Origin of the sequence: Haloprofundus salilacus (assembly GCF_020150815.1) — an archaeon.
GTDB lineage: Archaea > Halobacteriota > Halobacteria > Halobacteriales > Haloferacaceae > Haloprofundus > Haloprofundus salilacus.
In genome coordinates this window covers 1,876,082-1,894,532 of record NZ_CP083723.1, presented here as the reverse complement: position 1 = coordinate 1,894,532, position 18,451 = coordinate 1,876,082, and the positions used below count along the sequence as shown (strand labels likewise).

Annotated in this window: 15 protein-coding genes and 1 pseudogene; 4 read left to right on the top strand and 12 right to left on the bottom strand. The window is 63.9% G+C overall.

All coding sequences use genetic code 11. The features are described from left to right. Positions 1 to 44: 44 nt before the first annotated feature. From mnhG to LAQ58_RS09650, 10 genes and pseudogenes are all read right to left on the bottom strand, one after another. Positions 45 to 353, bottom strand: a pseudogene (mnhG, locus tag LAQ58_RS09695) (monovalent cation/H(+) antiporter subunit G); the annotation flags it as partial. After that, positions 350 to 604 (bottom strand): cation:proton antiporter, encoded by a 255-nt coding sequence (locus LAQ58_RS09690; protein ID WP_425490707.1) that lies wholly within the window; start codon positions 602 to 604, stop codon positions 350 to 352. The gene LAQ58_RS09690 and the pseudogene mnhG, both read right to left, overlap by 4 nt. A gap of 71 nt (positions 605 to 675) precedes the next feature. Further along, on the bottom strand, positions 676 to 1,794 hold the full coding sequence (locus tag LAQ58_RS09685) for a monovalent cation/H+ antiporter subunit E (RefSeq protein ID WP_224447239.1): 1,119 nt from the start codon (positions 1,792 to 1,794) through the stop codon (positions 676 to 678). Positions 1,795 to 2,007: 213 nt separating this feature from the next. Further along, positions 2,008 to 3,171: a bifunctional phosphopantothenoylcysteine decarboxylase/phosphopantothenate--cysteine ligase CoaBC gene (gene coaBC / locus LAQ58_RS09680; protein ID WP_224447238.1), complete on the bottom strand. Its 1,164-nt coding sequence runs from the start codon at positions 3,169 to 3,171 to the stop codon at positions 2,008 to 2,010. A 352-nt stretch (positions 3,172 to 3,523) separates the two neighbouring features. After that, on the bottom strand, positions 3,524 to 4,897 hold the full coding sequence (locus LAQ58_RS09675; protein WP_224447237.1) for a Cdc6/Cdc18 family protein: 1,374 nt from the start codon (positions 4,895 to 4,897) through the stop codon (positions 3,524 to 3,526). Between the two features lie 827 nt (positions 4,898 to 5,724). Continuing rightward, complete coding sequence (locus LAQ58_RS09670) at positions 5,725 to 6,576, bottom strand: FAD-binding protein (RefSeq protein ID WP_224447236.1); 852 nt, start codon at positions 6,574 to 6,576, stop codon at positions 5,725 to 5,727. A gap of 45 nt (positions 6,577 to 6,621) precedes the next feature. Next, positions 6,622 to 7,845, bottom strand: coding sequence for an ABC transporter substrate-binding protein (locus tag LAQ58_RS09665; RefSeq protein ID WP_224447235.1), 1,224 nt, complete (start codon positions 7,843 to 7,845; stop codon positions 6,622 to 6,624). 111 nt (positions 7,846 to 7,956) lie between these two features. Then, a complete protein-coding gene (locus LAQ58_RS09660) occupies positions 7,957 to 8,808 on the bottom strand; it encodes an ABC transporter ATP-binding protein (RefSeq protein ID WP_224450150.1) in 852 nt (283 codons plus the stop codon). An 80-nt stretch (positions 8,809 to 8,888) separates the two neighbouring features. Further along, positions 8,889 to 10,046 carry a FecCD family ABC transporter permease gene (locus LAQ58_RS09655; protein WP_224447234.1) on the bottom strand — a complete coding sequence of 386 codons (1,158 nt, stop codon included), beginning with the start codon at positions 10,044 to 10,046 and terminating at the stop codon, positions 8,889 to 8,891. 174 nt (positions 10,047 to 10,220) lie between these two features. After that, positions 10,221 to 10,622: a DUF7344 domain-containing protein gene (locus LAQ58_RS09650; RefSeq protein WP_224447233.1), complete on the bottom strand. Its 402-nt coding sequence runs from the start codon at positions 10,620 to 10,622 to the stop codon at positions 10,221 to 10,223. A 276-nt stretch (positions 10,623 to 10,898) separates the two neighbouring features. On the opposite strand from LAQ58_RS09650, the gene LAQ58_RS09645 reads away from it, so the two are divergent. Beyond that, positions 10,899 to 11,342: a HalOD1 output domain-containing protein gene (locus LAQ58_RS09645; protein WP_224447232.1), complete on the top strand. Its 444-nt coding sequence runs from the start codon at positions 10,899 to 10,901 to the stop codon at positions 11,340 to 11,342. A 145-nt stretch (positions 11,343 to 11,487) separates the two neighbouring features. On the opposite strand, the gene LAQ58_RS09640 is transcribed toward LAQ58_RS09645, so the two are convergent. Further along, positions 11,488 to 12,669: an ABC transporter substrate-binding protein gene (locus LAQ58_RS09640; RefSeq protein ID WP_224447231.1), complete on the bottom strand. Its 1,182-nt coding sequence runs from the start codon at positions 12,667 to 12,669 to the stop codon at positions 11,488 to 11,490. A gap of 278 nt (positions 12,670 to 12,947) precedes the next feature. Between LAQ58_RS09640 and LAQ58_RS09635 the strand changes: the two genes are divergently transcribed. From LAQ58_RS09635 to LAQ58_RS09625, 3 genes are all read left to right on the top strand, one after another. Further along, positions 12,948 to 13,484, top strand: coding sequence for a type II toxin-antitoxin system RatA family toxin (locus LAQ58_RS09635; protein ID WP_224447230.1), 537 nt, complete (start codon positions 12,948 to 12,950; stop codon positions 13,482 to 13,484). A 97-nt stretch (positions 13,485 to 13,581) separates the two neighbouring features. After that, the gene (gene trkA / locus LAQ58_RS09630; RefSeq protein ID WP_224447229.1) at positions 13,582 to 14,919 is read left to right on the top strand and encodes a Trk system potassium transporter TrkA; all 1,338 of its coding nucleotides are present in this window, start codon (positions 13,582 to 13,584) and stop codon (positions 14,917 to 14,919) included. A gap of 309 nt (positions 14,920 to 15,228) precedes the next feature. Then, a complete protein-coding gene (locus tag LAQ58_RS09625) occupies positions 15,229 to 16,704 on the top strand; it encodes a TrkH family potassium uptake protein (protein WP_224450149.1) in 1,476 nt (491 codons plus the stop codon). A 54-nt stretch (positions 16,705 to 16,758) separates the two neighbouring features. On the opposite strand, the gene LAQ58_RS09620 is transcribed toward LAQ58_RS09625, so the two are convergent. Further along, positions 16,759 to 18,450, bottom strand: coding sequence for a TrkH family potassium uptake protein (locus LAQ58_RS09620; protein WP_224447228.1), 1,692 nt, complete (start codon positions 18,448 to 18,450; stop codon positions 16,759 to 16,761). Between the last annotated feature and the right edge of the window lies 1 nt (position 18,451).

Sequence of the window (18,451 nt, the reverse complement as noted above, 5' to 3'; positions counted from 1 at the left end):
TCGTCCGGCGAACGGTCGGTTCCAGGGGCCCCGCGATCGGTCCGGTCGGTGTCTCCTTTCGTCCACGGTTCGATGTCCTGGTCGAAGGCCGCGCGCGCGATGGCGTGCGCCGCCGTCGGGTTCGTCACGAACATGAACACGAGCAGGAACACCGTCTTCACCGTGGGGAGACCCGCGCCGAAGACGATTACGACGGCTCCGAGACTCAGCACCGCGCCGAGTGTGTCGCTCTTCGAGGCGGCGTGCGCCCGCGTGTAGAGGTCGGGGAGGCGGAGCACGCCGACGGCGGCGACGAGACCGAAGAAGACGCCGCCCACGAGGAGGACGACGATGGCGATCTCGATCGGCGTCATATGACACCACCCCGCTCGACGGTGAACTTCGAGATGGCGATGCTCATCAGGAAGTTCAACAGCGCGTAGACGAGCGCTACGTCGAGAAAGCCCGGTTCGCCGAACGCCGCGGCCAAGAGCGCGAGGATGACCACCGTGTTCGAACCGATGACGTTGACGGCGATGACGCGGTCCTGCATCGTCGGTCCCTTGACGACGCGGTAGAGGACGACGATGGCGAAGACGACGAACGCCGCCGCTGCGCCGAGCATCGCGTCGGCGATGAACGGAGTAAGGTTCGCCGGGTCGGCGACGCCGCCCGAGGCGGCGAGGGGAACCGCAGTCATCGGTCGATCCCTCCGTCTGCGACCACCGAGTCGTTCGATGCCTCTGATATGTCTTCGCTCGTCGCGCCCCGTTCTTTCGGACTCGGGATTCGCGCGGCCGCCCGACCGTAGTAGACGAACCGAACGGCGCGTTCGAGCGCGCCGTCGAAGAGGTCCTCGCGGGCGGATTCCGTGAGCGAGTGGATGTAGAACTCGCGTTCGCTGACTTCGACGGTGAGCGTCCCCGGCGTGAGCGTGATGCTGTTCGCGAGCGTCGTCGCCGGAAGATCGTTCCAGACCGCAGCCTCGAACTGCACCATCTTCGGGTCGATGGGCAGTCGCGGGTGGAGGATGACGTACGCCAGCGCGACGTTCGCCTTTGCTATCTCCCAGAGGAGGTACGGCGTGTAGAGCAGCAGTCGGCCGAGTTCGCCGGGGAGTCGGCGGAGGTTGGGTTTACCTTTCAGCGCGATTTTGCCGAGGACCGCCGTGACGACGCCGGCGCTTATCGCGCCGGTCACGACGTCGAACGCGCCGCTGAACCCGCCGAGGGTGAGATAGAAGAGGTACGACGCCCCGAAGACGAGCAGATACTGCGTCAGGCTCTCGCGGCCGACGAGCATGCCGCGGCGCGTGGGCCGTTCGACCGGCGCTTCCTCAACGCTCAGTTCCGACTGCGTCAGTTCGTACTCCAGCGGCCGCAGCATCGGCGCGTTACCGCCCGGTTGGTACTCCGGGTCGACGACGACGCGGTCGAGGTCGTGTTCTCTGGCGTACGAAACAAGAACGCGGGCGAAGTCCGCCGGACTGAACAGATACTCGTCCGCGCCGACGACGGCCGTCTCGATCTCGACGGGCGGTTCCGACTCCGTTTCGTCCTCGCCGAGGTCCTCGTTGGCCCACAGTTCGACGCGGTCGAGCAGCTCTTCGGCCTGTTCGAACTTTCCCGCGCGCGTCGGTTCCACCGCTCGCCACAGCGCCGGATAGACGAAGTGGACGGTCGCGGACTCGTCACCGCCGGCGTCGACGGCGCGTTCGCGGGCGGTCCGCACTGCGTACGCGACGGTGTTGCGGAGCGTCGGCGACTCGCCGACCGGAACGAGCACTCGCGCGCCGATATCTTCCTCAGCCGCCACTGTCTCTCCACTCCGTTCGGCGACGGTCGGCAGGCCAACAGTCGCTCAAGCGTGTTCGACCCGTCATGCTAGCTAATCGTATGAAGCGAGTAGCTGTTAACGCAAAACTATTCTTATCTCATCCTCGTTTCGGAGAGCTCTCCCATCGTCGGAGACGGCGGCTAGCGTTTCGCTGAGAGAGTTCGGTTCCTCGGAGTTCCGTCAAGAGAGAGTTCAGTTCCCGCCGAGCTCTGCGGCGAGTTCGTCGGCGACCCGCCCGCCGAGATCCCTCTTGTCGCCCTCGTACTCGCTGACGACGCTGCTCTCGCGGACGAACAGCGCTCTCGTCGCGTCTTCGCCCATCACGCTCGCGTCGTTGGCGACGACGAACGACAGCGACGCCCGGTCGAGGATGCGCCTCGCCTCGGCGACCATCGCGTCGTCGTCGCCGCTCGTCTCGGCTTTGAATCCGACGATGGGGAGGTCGGGATTGACGTCGCGGACGGCGTCGACGAGCTTCGGCGTCGGCTGTAGCTCGAGCGTTCGCTTCTCGCCGGAGCGAATCTTCTCGGCGGCGGCGTCGACGGTGAAATCGGAGATGGCGGCGGCGGAGATGAGCGCGTCGGCGTCGGCGCAGGCGTCCTCGACGGCGGCGAGCATCTCGGCGGCGCTCTCGACGGGTTCGACAGTTGCGTAGGGCACGTCCGGACCGTCGTGGACGAGCGTCACGTCGGCGCCGCGAACGTAGCAGGCGCGGGTGACTTCGCGGCCGGTGCGTCCCGACGCGCGGTTGGTCAGCACGCGAATCGGGTCGATTCGTTCGCTTGTCGCGCCGCTGGTGACGACGACGTGTCTTCCAGCGAGCGACTGCCCGGTCGTCGCGCGTGCCACGTCGGTGACGATTGCCTCCTCGGTGGCGATTTTCGCCTTACCCTCCTCGATTCGCGGGTCGACGAAGGAGACGCCCCACGACTCAACGCGGTCGATGGCGTCGAGCACTCCCGGGTGGTCGTACATCGGTTCGTGCATCGCGGGCGCGACGACGACCGGGAGGCCCGCACCAAGCGCGGTGGTCGCGCAGGTCGTCACGGGTGTGTCGTCGACGGCGGCGGCGATTTTCCCGACGGTGTTGGCCGTCGCGGGCGCGACGAGCAGCACGTCTGCCCACCCCTCGCGGCCGCAGAGTTCGACGTGTTCGACGCGACCCGTGATTTCGGTGACGACGGGGTTCTCGGTGGCGAACTCGACGGCCCACGGGTGGAGGATGCCGCGGGCGCTGTCGGTCATCACGGCGCGAACGCTCGCGCCTTGCCGTCGGAGTTCGTGCGCGAGTTCGACTACTTTGACGGCGGCGATGCTGCCTGACACCCCCAGCGCGACGTTGACTCCCTCAAGCATCTCGTGTGGAGTGGGTGGCGGCGGTAAATAGTTCTGTGCGGTTTGCAACAGGTGGGCCGGTATGGCGAGAGAGGCGTTCGGTAGGGCAAGGTGGATGGTCGGCAGGGCGAGGCGGGTGGTCGGTAGCGCAAAGTGGACGATCGGTTGCGTCAGTCGAACACCGTGCGGTTCGAGAGTGGAGAAGATAGTACGCAAATGTCGTCAGCTCGTGACCTTCGAACCACACCGGTTTGCAAATGCTTTACCCCGAAGAGCGGCGTACGAACGGGAGAGACGGCTGGTTACGGAACCGCATAAAGACGTTTCGGTGGGCGAGAGACACCGGTTTGCAAATGCTCCGAGGTTTCAGGGGCTACGAACCGTGAATTCGGATATCGTGCCAGGAGCGCCCCATCGACTCGAACGCCTCGCGGACTTTCGAGCGGTCGACCTCGTCGGAGAACTCGAATTCGTAGTACTGGCCGCCTTTGATGCCCTCGTTGTTGTCGTGAGAGGTGAGAAAGCCGAGCATCGCCAGTTTTGTCAGGTGGTTGTACATCCCGCGTTGGCTCAGCGGGTCCGCGGCATAGCTCTCGGCGACGGCACGGTACGCTCGGTGAACTTCCTTCACGCGCGCGGGCGTCGCATCGGCCTTCGAGAGGTGGGCGACGGCGGCGAGCACATAGCGCTTGTGCGCGTCCTGGTCGGTAATGGAGTCGACCATGTCGCCGTACTCGAGGTCGTCTTTCGCCTCGTGGACGTCGCCCTCGAGGATGGTCGTCCGGCCGTCGTTCTCGGCGATTTCGCCCGCCCGGCGGAGCAGGTTGATGGCTTTTCGCGCGCTCCCGGAGGATTCGCGGGTCGCGAGCGCCGCACAGAGCGCGATGACGTCGTCGCCGTACGTCTCGTCGTAGAGCGCGCGGGAGGCACGGTCGCGCAGAATCTCGCGCAGTTGCATCGCGTTGTAGGCGGGGAACTTGATCTCGGTCTCGCAGAGCGTGTCTTTGACCTTCGGCGAGAGGTTTGACCGGAACGTGTAGTCGTTGGAGATGCCGATGAGACCGATGCGGGCGTTTTCCACCTTCTCGTTCGCCCGTGCGCGGGGGAGTTCGTAGAGGATGGTGTCGTCGGCGCCGATTCGGTCGACCTCGTCGAGGATGACCAACACCGTCCCGCCGAGGGCGTCCATCTCCTCGTACAGCATCGAGTAGACGGCCTGTGGGGCGTAGCCTGTCGAGGCGATCATATCCTTCGGAGGGCGGAGTTCGTTGACGAGCGCGATGGCGACCTGGTAGGAGGAGGTCCGCTCGCCGGTGGAGGTGAGGTTCTGACAGTTCACCTTGACAATGGTGAGGTCGACGGGGGCGGCTGAGCTGGTGGAGGCCGCAGCGTCAGGGTCGGCGTCGGTATCCGCAGCGTCGGCGTCGACCGACGGGTTCGCTTCGTCGACGTGGCTCTCTCCGTCGGTCTGCTCGCTTTTGCGCTCGATATCCTCGTTCTTCTGCCGGATGTCGGCCTCCAACTGGGTCGTCAGGTGGTTCGTCACGGCGGTTTTGCCGACGCCGGTGTCGCCGTAGAGGAACGCGTTTTGCGGCGGCCGACCTTTGTAGATGGGCTTGAGGACGTTGATGTACTCCGTCATCACCTCGTCGCGACAGAGGATGGTCTCGGGAGTGTAGTCCTCTTCGAGCACCTCGATGTCGCGAAACACCTCGGCCTCGTCTTCGAAAATAGAGTCGGGAGCCATAGTGTACGTGCCTGCCGTGTGCCGCCACTTAGTGCTTTTCAAATGCTTCACGTGTTTCAAGTGCTACGGTCGCGCCGGGGCGAGAGCTACGGCGGAAACGGCGGCGACGTGCGAGTTGACAGTGGTAATCTGTTTGTTGCGACGGTCGAATGACAGCGATAGTCGGTTTGTTGGGATGTAATTTGACAGCGACGGCCGGCATACAGCTGCTCTCGACTGGCGGCGAGGTCGGTCGGTGCCGGATTCTGGGAGAGCGGTTTGCAAATGTTCCGCTCGGCGTGGACGAGCGGGAGACGGGTTTCGGATTCCCGCCGTGAACCCCACCCCGCTGTTCCGTACGGTCGTCTCTCGGCAGGCCACTGTCTACTGGAGTTGAAGACGCACGGCGGCGGTACCGTCGGCAGTTCGTCACGGTCGTGGAATCGACACTCTCTCACACCAGTTTGCAAATGTTCGTCGCGAGAGGGAGGGGTTGGGAGTGGCGAAACAAGTCAATCGGGACTGTGTGCGAGACGCAGTGACGGGAAACGAAGCACCACGATATAAGTTAGCAAGCGCCACTTTCTTGTTTGCTTCTCGGAGAGCCTTTATTATGATTATAACTTTCTAAACTAGTGTAGTGTAGTGTATCGTTTCTTCTCAGAAACGGCAGACTGAGGCGACCTCTAACATTTGAAAACCGGTGTGGTGTCCGGGGAGTTATCGCCCGTTTATATACTAACGCGGGTCGGTAACTCGTCGGCCGCCGAGACCACCCCCTCGTTCGTCATCGTGAACATTTGAAAACTGGTGTGTGAGAGTCGAGGATTCGTCCCCGACTTTGTCGTTCACTCGTCGTCAACGAGGCTCGGGTGCGTCGGCTGCGGATCCGGATGCGGTTCGGTGAAGAACGAGCGCATCGTCTCCAGCGACTCCCGTTCGCGACGCTTTCGTTCGGTTTCGTCTATCTCCTCGCAGCCCGGCGGCACCTCCCGACCGCGGTCGGTGAAGTAGCCCTCCGGGGCGATCCAGTCGTTGTAGAACGGCGTCTCCGAGTCGTGGACGAGCGTGATCGCGGTCTGTGCGCCGTGTCCGGCGGCGACGACTGCCTGATGGTACCGCTCGGTCAGTCGACCAGCCGCGTAGAGCCCGTCGACGTTCGTCCGGCCGAGCCCGTCGTCGCCGACGTACGTCTTGCTTCCGGCGACTCGGAGGTCGACACCGACTCCATCGAGGTACGAGGTGTCGCTCCACGACGCGGCGACGACGTACGTCGCTTCGAGTTCCGAATCGGCGTCCACACTGTCGGCTTTGCCATCCTTACTATCGTCTCCACCGCTGCCGATTTCTGCTCGGAATCCGCCGTCGTCGACGCGTCGAAGTCCGGTCACTCGACCGTCGACGAACTCGCAGCCGCTCCGCCGTGCTTGCTCGCGCTGCATCTCGCAGAACAGGCGGGAGTTGACGCCTGCCGGGAAGCCGGGGACGTTCTCCAGATGCGCGTTCCGCTTGACGATAGAGCCGCCGTCGTCGACGACGACGGTGTCGAGTCCGGCGCGCGCGGTGAACGTCGCCGCGCACAGTCCCGCGACGCCGCCGCCGACGACGAGCACGTCGTATCGGTCGCCGCCGTTCGTCGCCGACGCGTCGACTGTTCGGCTAGCCTCGGCTGTCGTTTCCGTCTCCGATGTTTCGGTCATGTCCTCTCGTAGTTCGGTCCGCCGTGAATCGTCATCGGTTTCGATTTAGAACTTCCCGGCGACGATGTCGGCGACGCGCTGGCGGTCGAACAGCGTCTCCTCTGGCACCTCGCCGAGTCCGGGGAACTCGCCGAAGTCGTCCGGATACTGCTGTTGGGCGAGCATCTCCGTCTGGAACAGGTTGATGATCGGTCCTTGCTCGGCGGTCCCACCGGGGTAGAGGTTGCCCTCTTTCACCGCGGTCAGTTCCTTGCCGACGGTGTCGTTCTCCAGCGGGTCGACGAACCGACTGCGGAACGCCTCTGCCTCGTAGGTGATGCCCCAGTGGAAGACGATGATTTCGGGGTCGACCTCCAGCATCGTTTCGTAGTCGGTCTCGCCGTACTGACCGGTCTCGACGCCCTCGAACGCGTTTCGAATCCCGAGGTCGCGGTACTGTTTCATCTCGTATCCCTCGGCGGTGGGGTCCATCGCGTAGAACACGCCGTTCGCCGGGTCAGAGCCACCGTTAAGCAGCGCGATTGTCGGCCGCTCCTCGGCGGGCGGAAGCGCTTCCGCGACGCTCGCCTGTACCTCGTCGTGCAACGATGCGAACGCCTCGTAGCGTTCCTCACGCTGGAACACCTGCGCTACCTTCTCGAACGCTTCGTACAGTCTGTACGACTCGTACGGTTCGCCCCAACTTTCGTCGCGCGCTCGCCGGATGAAGTTCCCGAAGAACGGCGCGACGTTGTCGGAGATCTCCTGTACGTCGCCGTCGTCCCACTCGAAGTACACTCTCGGGAGGTTCGGGTCCATCAGGTGGAGGTCGGCGTCTATCTCGTAGAACACCTCTTTGTCTATCGCGTCGTCGGCCGATCGGATGTCGGTCAGCCCTTCGGTGTCGACCGAAAAGCCGGGTATCTGGCTGTACAACCGCTCTTGGAGCAACTGGAGTGACCCCTCGGGGTCGTCGATGCCGACCATCCCATCGGCGATGCCGAGCGCGAACCCCATGTCGCCGTAGCCGGACTTGTACGGGACCCACGTCTCCGGCACACTGTCGAACTCGACGGTTCCCATGGGGGCCATCGTTACCTGGTACGACCGCTCCGACGCACTCTCGTCCGTGGCTCCCTCGGTATCTCCGTCCTCCGACGTTCTGCTCGCGGCGTCTTCTGCGCCGCTGGGAGCATCGCCACTGAGACATCCGGCGAGTGCGCCGACCGTCATCGCTGCCCCTGCCTGCAGAACTGTTCGCCTTCGTCGACTCTCGTCGTTACTGTCCATATTTTTAGGCCCGCCTAATATTACGTAAGTGCACCGAATTTTAGGCGCGCCTAAAAGCACGGAGTGCAGTGAGAATCTTACACCGCCCGCTTTCGTTCGACGCTGGTGACGTTACTCGTTCATCGCCTGGTGCGGCGAGATGTGTGGTCCAGTCGGGTGGTCGGCGTCGACCGTGGCTTCGACGCGGAACACGTCGCGGAGCAGTTCCTCGGTGACGACTTTCCGTGGCGGTCCCCAGTCGTACAGTTCGCCGTCGCGCATGGCGACGAGGTTGTCCGCGAAGCGCGCCGCCTGCCCGATGTCGTGGAGGACGACGGCGACGGTGACGTCCCGCTCGCGGTTGAGCGTCCGGACGACCTCCATCACGCGCAACTGGTGGTGGAGGTCCAGGTACGTCGTCGGTTCGTCCAGCAGCAAGACGTCGGTGTCCTGAGCCAACACCATCGCGATCCACGCCAACTGCTTCTGCCCGCCGCTGAGGTTGCCGACCTGGGTGTCGCGGAGGTGATCGACGCCTGCAAGCGAGATAGCCTCGGCGACGGCGGCCTCGTCCTCCTCGTTGACCGTCTCGAAGAAGCCCCGGTGCGGATACCGGCCGTGGTAGACGAGTTCCTCGACCGTGAGGCTGCCAGGCGCTTCGTTCTCCTGCGAGAGCAAGCCGAGTTTCTGTGCAAGTTCCTTCGTTCCGAACGTCTGGAGTTCGTGGCCGTCCAGGAGGATGCTACCGCGCTCGGGTTCGAGTTGGTTCGAGAGCGACCGGAGGAGCGTGCTCTTGCCGGACCCGTTCGGGCCGACGAGCGCGGTCACCTCGCCGGCGGGGACGACGACCGACTCGCACTCGACAACCGGTTCCGGCGTCGTCGGGTAGCCGATGGCGAGGTCCTCGCCGACGAGTTCGGTCGCATCGGTCGTGCTAGCCGCGTCGGCGGCGTCGTCGGTAGCGGCGGCGTCGACCGCACCCATCCCGCTTTCCACGCTGGACGCCTCTGATCCGTTCGATCGATTCGACGTCTCCGAATCCGCCGAGATGTTCGTATCCACCATCAGATTTCACCCAACTGCTGTTTCTTGCGCATGAGGTAGAGGAAGTACGGCCCGCCGACGAGTCCGGTGACGATACCGACCGGAATCTGGGCCGGACTGAGCGCGAGGCGCGCGCCCACGTCCGCGCCGACCATCAGCGCGGGACCGGCGAATGCGCAGCCGACGACCAACCGCCGGTAGTCGCTGCCGACGATGTTGCGCACGATGTGCGGGACGACGAGGCCGACGAAGCCGACGATTCCGGCGACGGCGATGGCCGCGCTCGCGGCGAGAATCGCGACGCCCGACAGCGCGAACCGGACGCGCTCGACGGACATCCCGAGCGCCTGTGCGGTCTTCTCGCCGAGCAGAAGGACGTTCAACTGACGTGCCCCGGCGACGGCCAGCACCACCGACAGCACCGTCCACGGCAGCGCCATTCGGACCTGCTCCCAGTCGGTCCCCGTCAACGACCCCGTCGTCCACGCGATGGCGCTCTGGACGATGCCGATGTCGTTGGCGAAGAAGAAGATGGCCGTCTGCATCGACCCGAAGATGGTCGAGACGATGACGCCCGCGAGGACTAGTCTGACCGGACTCGTCCCGTTCTTCCAGGCGATACCGTAGACGATGATGAAGGCGATTGTACCCCCGAGCGCGGCGAGAATCGGGAGGTAAACGGCAAGTCCCGTGAAGAAGACGAGCGTGAGCAGAATCACTAGTCCCGCGCCCGAACTGACGCCGAGGATGTACGGGGAAGCGAGTTCGTTTCGGGTCACGGCCTGAAATATCGCCCCCGAGATGGCGAGATTCATGCCGACGAGCGCGCCGACGACGACGCGCGGCAGTCGGATGTTCCAGACGATGAGCGTCTCTCTGGACAGTTCCGGCGCGGCGGTACTCAAGCCGAACGCGCCAGCGACCGCCTCGGCGACGCCGTCGCCGAAGAAGAACTGCAAGAGCATGTAGGGGTTCGTCAACACGGCGGGGTCGAACACCGCCCGCCACGCCTGCCCGATGCTCATCGAGTACGCGCCGAAACTCACCTGTACGAGCGCGCCGAGCACGACGACGACGAGACTCCCGACCGCGAGCGTGACAAGCGACGCGTTCACCCATCCGAATCGCCTCTGCGTCGCCGTGCCAGCGTACTCGCCGCTCCGCGTGTCACTCGCCATCTGTCGAACACCCCTTCTGGTGTCCGCTGGAAACCAGCGTTCCGGGGGACATCCGTCCGCGGCCTGCCCACCGTCTCCGGTCTCGCCTACCGGTCTCTCTCGGACGTGTCATGTCTCACAGTGGCGTCTCGCCAGTTCAAAAGAACTTCGATTTTTAGGATTGCCTAAAAGGATTCACGGCGAGCACTTCGACGCCTCGTTCGGTCCGCGTTCCACGACGACGAACTGAAGCAGCGTCGAGAGTTCGGCGCTGTCGACGAGTTCGATCGTCTTTCGGTTCTCGTCGTAGTCGACGACATCGGCGTGAACAAGTTTTGGGACGTGGTTGTGATAGAGATTGAGATACGTCGTCCGGTAGCTGTCCTCCGACTGGCCTTCGACGGGCGTCCCCGTCTCCATCGCAGCGACGATCTGAGCGAGATCGGCGAGGGCGACGGGACCGTTCGACTCGGCGAGATGGTCGACCATCCGAAGACGACACTGATCGCTCAGCGCGTCAAATAGCTCGACCGCGCGTGCGTCGCGAATCCCCGACGCGATCGTCTCCTCGGTGGGTGAACCGAGGTTCTTGATCATATTATGACACTCTACGCCTTCCATCGTAAAACTATTCCCACGACTGAACAGAATGTCCGACGAATACCAGAAATACAGAAATTCGCAGAGTGCTTAAATACTACAGATAGTGAATATAGGCCTGTAGGGGAAGTTATTGCCGGTTTTTCTGACGCTCATTCTATTCAATATAAGTATCCAGAGACGTACGGACGATTCACCTGTGACACGCAGCTGCCAAGGGTCTCGACATCACTACCCTCTCGCGAGCGATCGTCTCACGGTAGGGGGCCGGAGATGAGCAACGACGGTGGCGTCAGTACAGACGGTGGCGACGGTACCGAAGCGAGACGCCCGATTTCCGCGGCCTGTCTCGACGAGTACGGAACGGCGACGGAAGCGGTAGTCACCGTCGTTTCGGCGATAGAGGGGATCGACCCCCGAGAACTCCCGCCGCTTCGGACGTTTCTCGACGCCGATGCGCTCGACAGGATACTCGCGCCGCGTCATCAGGACGAGCGGCCGACGGTTCGCATCGGATTCTCCTACCTCGATTACGATCTCGTCGTCACCGGCGACGGGGACGTCAGCGTCTTCGAACCGAGCGAAGCTGAACGCGACGGAACCACCGGAGAGAACGACGCTCCTGACGCTTCTCGGAACGTCGACACGCTCTCGGACGCGTCGTCTGACTCCGACGCATTGTCTGACTCCGACGTGTCGTCTGATGACGGCGAGTAAGGAGGACGGCGAGTGAGCGGCGTCCCCGAGAGTGTGAGCAGGCACTCCCGAGCAACGTCGCACACCGCTGAGAAACGGCGAGAACGGCGAAGACGAATCGAACGAGATAGGACAGTCTTTTCGAAATGGCTCCGTTTCGCTGCGTCTACTCGGTGACGACGTCCGACACCGCGCTCCTGTCGAACAGATTGCCCTCGAAGGTGTCGGGGAAGAAGTCCTTCGCGGCGCGTTCGAGCGTGAACAGGTGCTGGATTGGACCTTGGTAGATGGGGCCGCCGCGGAACACCATCTCGTTTTGGACGGCGGTCAGTTGGCTCGCCACGCTGTGTTGCTGCATGAACGAGAGTACCGTGTTGGCGAACTCGTCGGCGGATTTGTCCTCGTGGCCGCGCACGAGTATCGCGTCGGGGTCGACTTCGAGCATCGTCTCGTAGTCGATGGTGCCGCGGTCGCTCGTCGAGAGCCCGCCGACGCCGGTGCCATCGAGGGCGTCACCGATGCCGAGGTCGTGGAACTGCTTCTTATTCGTCCCCTGGTCGCTCAGACGGTACGGGTAGAACTCCTCAGGCTGGTCGAGGTTGCTGCCCGCCGGAAACGTCAGAAGTGCGTTCGGCCGCTCGGACTCCGCCGGAAGCTCCGACTGCAGCGACGAGACGTAGTCGTCGTGCAGCGATTTGAACTGCTGGTAGCGCTCCTCTTGTTGGAACACCTGCGCCACCTTCTCGAACGCCTCGTACAGCGTGTAGTACTGGTAATCGTGCCACGAGGTGTCCGTCCGGCGGAAGATGGTGTTACCGATAAAGGGCGCGACGTTCGTCCGAAGTTCGTCGACGTCGGACTGCTCCAAGCCGAAGCCCGAGCCGCTGACCAGCCAGTTCGGGTCGATGAGGTGCACGTCGACGTTCAATTCGTAGAACAGCTCCTTGTCTATCTGGGCGCTCTCGCCAAGCAGTTGAGTGACGGACGACATGTCGACGCTCACGCCGTCAAGTTCGTCGTAGTACCGCGTGTAGTACCGCGCTTTATTACCGACGGCGAGCAGACCGTCGGCCTGCCCGAGGGCGACGCCCATATCTGCGTAGCCCGACTCGTAGACGAGCCACGTCTGCGGCACCGAATCGAACGTCACGTCACCGACAGGGGCCATGGAGACGGTGTACGACTCGCTCTGGGCGGTTCCCGTTTCCGAGTCGGTTCCCGTCGACCCCTCCGTCTGCGAATCGTTCGACTTGCCCGACTCGTCAGACTCGCCGGACGTGTTCGAACAGCCCGCGAGCGCCGTTACGAGCGCACCTGCGCCGATCCCTAGATACTTTCGTCGTCGCATACCCGTTTAGGTTCGCCTAAATCCAATAAAACCGTCGATTGTTAGGCCCACCTAAACGTTGGGTGGTACCACGACACATAACCGGTATACACGATACACAAATCTGTCGCACGACCTGCTGATACGATACACGGACCGTAGTACGACCTGTCGACACTGCACAGGGCCATAGTACGACAACGAACGTGTGAGCGCTCGAGTCGATGCTCTAAGACGAAAGCGTCGCCGTGAGCCGTCAGGTCCGCAACGCTTACGCTCTCTGCTCTACATCTTCCGCCGTGGACGAGATTGCCGTCTCGACGGTCGTTTACCTCCCGCCCGAGGAGGTGTACGAGTTCCTCGTCGATTTCCCTCGATACGCGAACTACTCCAAGTATCTCACCGACGTGCGCGCCGACGGCGACGGGTCACCAGGAACGGAGTACGCGCTTCGGTTCGAGTGGTGGAAACTGGAGTACACCGCCCACTCGGAGGTGACGGAACTGCACCCGCCGACGCGCATCGAGTGGCGACTCACCCGAAAGCTCGACGCGAAGGGTCGGTGGGTCGTCGAACCGCTCGAGGAACTTCCCGCGGACGCGCCCCCGGACGCCGACACCGCCTGTCGCGTCGTCTTCGAGGTGGAGTTCGACGCCGACAGCGCCCACGGGGCGATCGACCTGCCGAGGTTCGTCTCCTTCGACTGGGTGATTCAGAAGATAAAACCGCTCGTCGTCAAGGAGGCCGAGCGCGTCGTCGAACGCGTCGTCGCCGACATCGAAGGCCGCGAGCGGTCGGTGACGATCACTGTCCGGGAAGGGCCGGCCGACCTGTGATTCGGCGGCCGGACACACCCGCGTCCGACCTCAGAGAGGAAAAGACAAATGTAGGCGGGCGACACCCGAAAGATATGAACAGAGGTGAGGCTGCGCCGTGCGCGTGATCATTATCGGGGCCGGTCAGGTCGGCGAGAGCATCGCCGCCGACCTTGACGGGAACCACGAAGTCGTCGTCGTCGAACGGGACGCCGACCGGGTCGAGGACCTGACGTACTCGCTGGACGTGCTCGCCATCCGGGGCGACGGTACGTCGCTCTCAGTGCTCCGGGAGGCCGGCATCGAGGAAGCGGACATGTTCATCGCGACGACCGACAACGACGAGACGAACATCGTCGCCTGCGCGACGGCGAAAGCCGTCAGCGACCCGTTCACGGTCGCTCGCGTGAAGAACACCGAACACCTCCGCACTTGGCAGCAGTCCGGCGACGCGTTCGGCATCGACTTCATGGTCTGTACGAACCTGCTGGCCGCCGAAGCCATCGTCCGAATCATCGGTCTCCCCGCCGCCCGCGACGTCGACCCGTTCGCGGAGGGTCGCGTCCAGATGGCCGAGTTCGAGGTGGGCGCCGACAGTCCGGTCGCCGACCAGACGGTCCGCGAGGCCGATCGCTTCGACTCGCTCACCTTCGCGGCCATCCTCCGAAACGGCTCCATCGTCATCCCGGGCGGCGAGTCGGTCATCAACGCCGGCGACCGCGTCGTCGTCATCGGTAGCCCCGAGAGCGTGCAGGCGTTTTCCGACGCGCTCACCCCCGCGGACTCGCCGGGTGCGCCCGAAGAAGTCGTCATCGTCGGCGGGAGCGAAATCGGCTATCACGTCGCCCGTTTGCTCGAAGAACGGGGGCTTCGCCCCCGACTCATTGAGTACGACCACGACCGGGCGCGCCGCCTCGCCGAGGAACTCCCCGGGACGATAGTGATGGAGAGCGACGCGACGAAAGCCGACTTCCTTGAGCGCGAACACGTCGGCGACGCCGACGTCGTCGTCTCCGCGCTCGACTCCGACGAGAAGAACCTCCTCGTCTCACTTCTGGCGACCCGTCTCGGCGCGAACCGGACGGTCGCGGTCATCGACACTCCCGCCTACGTCGAACTGTTTGAGGCAGTCGGCGTCGACGTTGGACTGAACCCCCGCGAAGTCGTCGCCGAGGAGATAACGCGCTTCACCCACGAGGGCGGCGCGGAGAACGTCGCGCTCATCGAGAGCGACAAGGCCGAGGTGCTGGAGGTCGAAATAGACGCCGAGAGCGCTCTCGCAGGACGGCCTATCAGGGAGTCGATAGCGGATCTCCCGGCCGGCGTCGTCGTCGGCGCTATCACCCGCGGCGGCGAATTCGTCACCCCGCGCGGCGATACCGTCGTCCAACAGGGCGACCACGTCGTCGTCTTCGTCGACATCGCAGTCGTCGACGACGTGACGCCGAAACTCTGACGCCCTCACCGTCACTTCCGATTCGCGCGTCAGCGTTCGTTCGCGTCCGTCAGTTTCGTTCTCTTGCCGGGGTTCGTTCCGTCGACGAGACACGTTTGCGTTCCACTACGTTCATACTTCCGCCGCCGAAACTGGGTGCCACTCGTGACATCTCTGCGGAACCGCTGGCGTCCGACGAACCTCCGCGTCGACTACCGCGCCAGTCTCAGCCTCGTCGGGACGGTGCTGAAGTATCTCGTCGTTCCGCTCGCGCTGCCGGTCGTCGTCGCACTCTACTACGGTGAGTCGATACTGCCGTTTCTCGTGACGATGCTCGTCACCGCGGCGGTCGGCACGTGGCTGGAGCGACTCGACCCCGAACCGGATCTCCGAGCGCGGGAAGGATTCCTGATGGTCGGAGTGACGTGGCTGGCCGTCGCCGTCTTCGGCGCGATTCCGTACCTCGTCGAAGCCCACGGTGTCCCATTTCTCGCTCCGGCGCTTCGTCCTGCGTCGACGCTCGGCAATCCCGCGAACGCGCTGTTCGAGAGCATGAGCGGCTTCACGACGACCGGGGCGACCGTCCTCGGCGACATCTCCTTCGAGGGTCACACCCGCGGCGTCATGATGTGGCGACAGCTCACCCAGTGGCTCGGCGGGATGGGTATCGTCGTCCTCGCCGTCGCCATCCTCCCGGAGCTGTCGGTTGGCGGCGCGCAGTTGATGGACGCCGAGGCCCCTGGACCGGGTATTGAGAAACTGACCCCCCGAATCGCCGAGACGGCCCGCGTGCTGTGGGGCGCGTACCTTGGCTTCACCGTCCTCGAAATTCTGCTGCTCTACGGGCTTCACCTCGGCGGGTTGGCCCCGTCGATGGATTTCTACAACGCCGTTGCCCACGGGTTGACGACGCTCCCCACGGGCGGGTTCTCGCCGGAGGCGCGGAGCATTGAGGCGTTCTCGGCTGCCGCCCAGTGGATCATCATCCCGTTCATGGTCGTCGCCGGGACGAACTTCGCACTCATCTGGCGGGGTATCAGCGGCAGTCCGGTTCGATTCATCCGCGATTCGGAGTTTCGGTTCTACGTCGGCGTTATGGCTACGTTGACCGCTGTTCTCACCGGTTTCCTCTTCACCGGAAACGGACTCGTCGCCCCCGAGACGGTTCCGGCCGGTCGCACCTACGACGCCGCGTACGTCACCGAGTACGTTGGGATACTCGTCGGCAACGTCGAACCGTCGCTCCGCCAATCGCTGTTCCAGGTCGTCTCCATCGTGACGACGACGGGATACGCGAGCATGGATTTCGACGCGTGGAGCGCGCCCGCGCAGTACGTGCTCCTGTTGGCGATGTTCATCGGGGGCAGCGCGGGGTCGACCGGCGGGGCGGTGAAAATCGTCCGCTGGTACGTCATCCTCAAATCCGTCCGCCGCGAGCTGTTTACGACGGCGCATCCCGAGGCCATTCGCCCCGTTCGACTCGGTGGACGCGCCCTCGACGAGCGTGCGATTCGCGGCATCTACGCCTTCACGCTGCTGTATCTCGTGTTATTCTTCGTCGCGACGTTCCTGCTGTTTCTCGACACCACCCGCATCGGCTTCGACATCTCGGTGTTGGAGACGATGAGTGCCGTAGCGGCGACGCTCGGCAACGTCGGTCCGGGGTTCGGTGCAGTCGGGCCGATGGGCAGCTACATCGACTTCTCGAACGTCGGCAAACTGTTCATGGTGTTTCTGATGTGGATCGGTCGATTGGAGATTCTTCCAGTCCTCGTTCTACTGACGCCGGAGTACTGGCGTCGATAGCGGACGTCGTCCGCACCCTCGTCTGTCTTCGTCCCCGCGGCGGCGTTCCGTCGTTCAGACGCCGCGCGGTTCGAGACCGTACAGCACGCTGCGCAGGAAGACGAGCACCGGGATGATTTCGAGGCGGCCGACCCACATGTTGAGCACGAACATCGATTCAGCGAGCGGATTCATCGTCGGTCCGGTGATACCCGTCGAGAGCCCAACGTTCCCCTGCGCCGAGGCGACCTCGAAGACGGCGTCGGCGAAGTCGAATCCGGGGCCGGTGAGGTTCACGAGCACGACCGAACTGGCGACGAGGACGATGAGCCACAGGAGGCTGACGATAGCTGCCTCGCTAAACTCGCGTTCCATCTCGCCGCGACTGAGTTTTCGGCCGTCGATCTTCAGGCTCACGACGGCGCTCGCCGGGAGGAAGACGCGCGAGAACTGCCACTTGATGCCACGACCGATGGTGTACCCGCGGATAATCTTGATACCGCCGACGGTCGAACCGGCCGCACCACCGAGTACCATCGCGCCGGAGACGATGAGTTTGCCGCCCGCCGCCCAGTCACCGATATCCGAGGATTGGAAGCCAGTGCAGGTGAGCGCCGAGATGAACTGGAACACCGAGTCGCGGATGGCCGTAGTCTGCGCGCCCGAGAGTCCGAGCGCCGTCAGCCCGAAGTAACCGGTCGTCCACTCGAAGGCGTCGGTGACGACGGCGGCGTTCTGGAGCGCCAGCGCCGCCGTTCCCACGAAAAAGAGGATGAAGAGCCACCGGGTCTGAAGGTCGGAGACGAGCGTCCCTAAGTCGCGGTCGTGTAGCACCGCGTAGTGGATGGGGAACGCGATGGCACCGAGTGTCATGATGGGCAGCAGCACCGTCTCGATGAGCGGCGAGTCGTACGTCGCGATGGAGTTGTCGGTGACGCTGAAACCGCCGGTCGCGAGGCCGGTCATCGCGTGGTTCAGCGCCTGCCAGGCGGCCTCCCACAGCGGGAGCTGCGAGCCGTAGTCGCTCAGACGGATGGCGGCGAAGAGCACGACGATCGAGAGCACGGTGTAGAGCAGAAAGATGCGCCAGACCGTCCGCACCGTCGAGATGATGCTTGGGTGGATGCGATCCTCGCGGGTCTCTCCCTGGTAGAGCGCGTAGCTCCCGCTGCCCGGCCGGGCGAGGATGGAGACGGTGAGAACGATGACGCCCACGCCGCCGACCCACTGGATGAGCGAGCGCCACCACTGGATAGATCGCGGCAGCGACGGTTCGTGAATCGCCATCGTCAGTCCGCTGCCGGTCCAACCGCTCATACTCTCGAACAGGGCGTGGAGCGGGCTCCGAAAGTACGCGAGGCTGGAGTAGGTACTCGCCCCGCCGACGGGAATGGCGGTCCACCCGCTTGTGTCGAGTCCGGCAACGTACGTGTCCATTACCGAAACAGGTGTCAGATACGCGGCGAGCAGAAACGGAATCGCGCCGAAGACGGCCGTGGTGAGCCATCCTCCCGCGGCGATGATCATCCCGTGTTTCATCACCGGCACCGGTGCGTCCGCGAACCGGCGGCGCGCGCCGAGACCGACGGCGGCCGTGACGCCGCCCGCGATAAAGAACGCGAGCGCCGGATAGAACTCCCGGAACCCGAGCGCGACAGCTGTCGTGAACGTCATCAGCACCGACTGCATCACGAGCAGTGAACCGATATCTCGCGCGATGGTCGCGAGGTCCGCCGGGAGACCGGCGACCGTCTGCCGCCGAGGCATC

Coding starts and splice junctions, on each gene's coding strand:
- LAQ58_RS09655 (WP_224447234.1), bottom strand. CDS start 10,046: ATGGCGAGTGACACGCGGAGCGGCGAGTACGCTGGCACGGCGACGCAG.
- coaBC (WP_224447238.1), bottom strand. CDS start 3,171: ATGCTTGAGGGAGTCAACGTCGCGCTGGGGGTGTCAGGCAGCATCGCC.
- LAQ58_RS09620 (WP_224447228.1), bottom strand. CDS start 18,450: ATGCCTCGGCGGCAGACGGTCGCCGGTCTCCCGGCGGACCTCGCGACC.
- LAQ58_RS09650 (WP_224447233.1), bottom strand. CDS start 10,622: ATGATCAAGAACCTCGGTTCACCCACCGAGGAGACGATCGCGTCGGGG.
- LAQ58_RS09660 (WP_224450150.1), bottom strand. CDS start 8,808: ATGGGTGCGGTCGACGCCGCCGCTACCGACGACGCCGCCGACGCGGCT.
- LAQ58_RS09665 (WP_224447235.1), bottom strand. CDS start 7,845: ATGGACAGTAACGACGAGAGTCGACGAAGGCGAACAGTTCTGCAGGCA.
- LAQ58_RS09675 (WP_224447237.1), bottom strand. CDS start 4,897: ATGGCTCCCGACTCTATTTTCGAAGACGAGGCCGAGGTGTTTCGCGAC.
- LAQ58_RS09625 (WP_224450149.1), top strand. CDS start 15,229: ATGCTCGTCACCGCGGCGGTCGGCACGTGGCTGGAGCGACTCGACCCC.
- LAQ58_RS09640 (WP_224447231.1), bottom strand. CDS start 12,669: ATGCGACGACGAAAGTATCTAGGGATCGGCGCAGGTGCGCTCGTAACG.
- LAQ58_RS09670 (WP_224447236.1), bottom strand. CDS start 6,576: ATGACCGAAACATCGGAGACGGAAACGACAGCCGAGGCTAGCCGAACA.
- LAQ58_RS09645 (WP_224447232.1), top strand. CDS start 10,899: ATGAGCAACGACGGTGGCGTCAGTACAGACGGTGGCGACGGTACCGAA.
- LAQ58_RS09690 (WP_425490707.1), bottom strand. CDS start 604: ATGCTCGGCGCAGCGGCGGCGTTCGTCGTCTTCGCCATCGTCGTCCTC.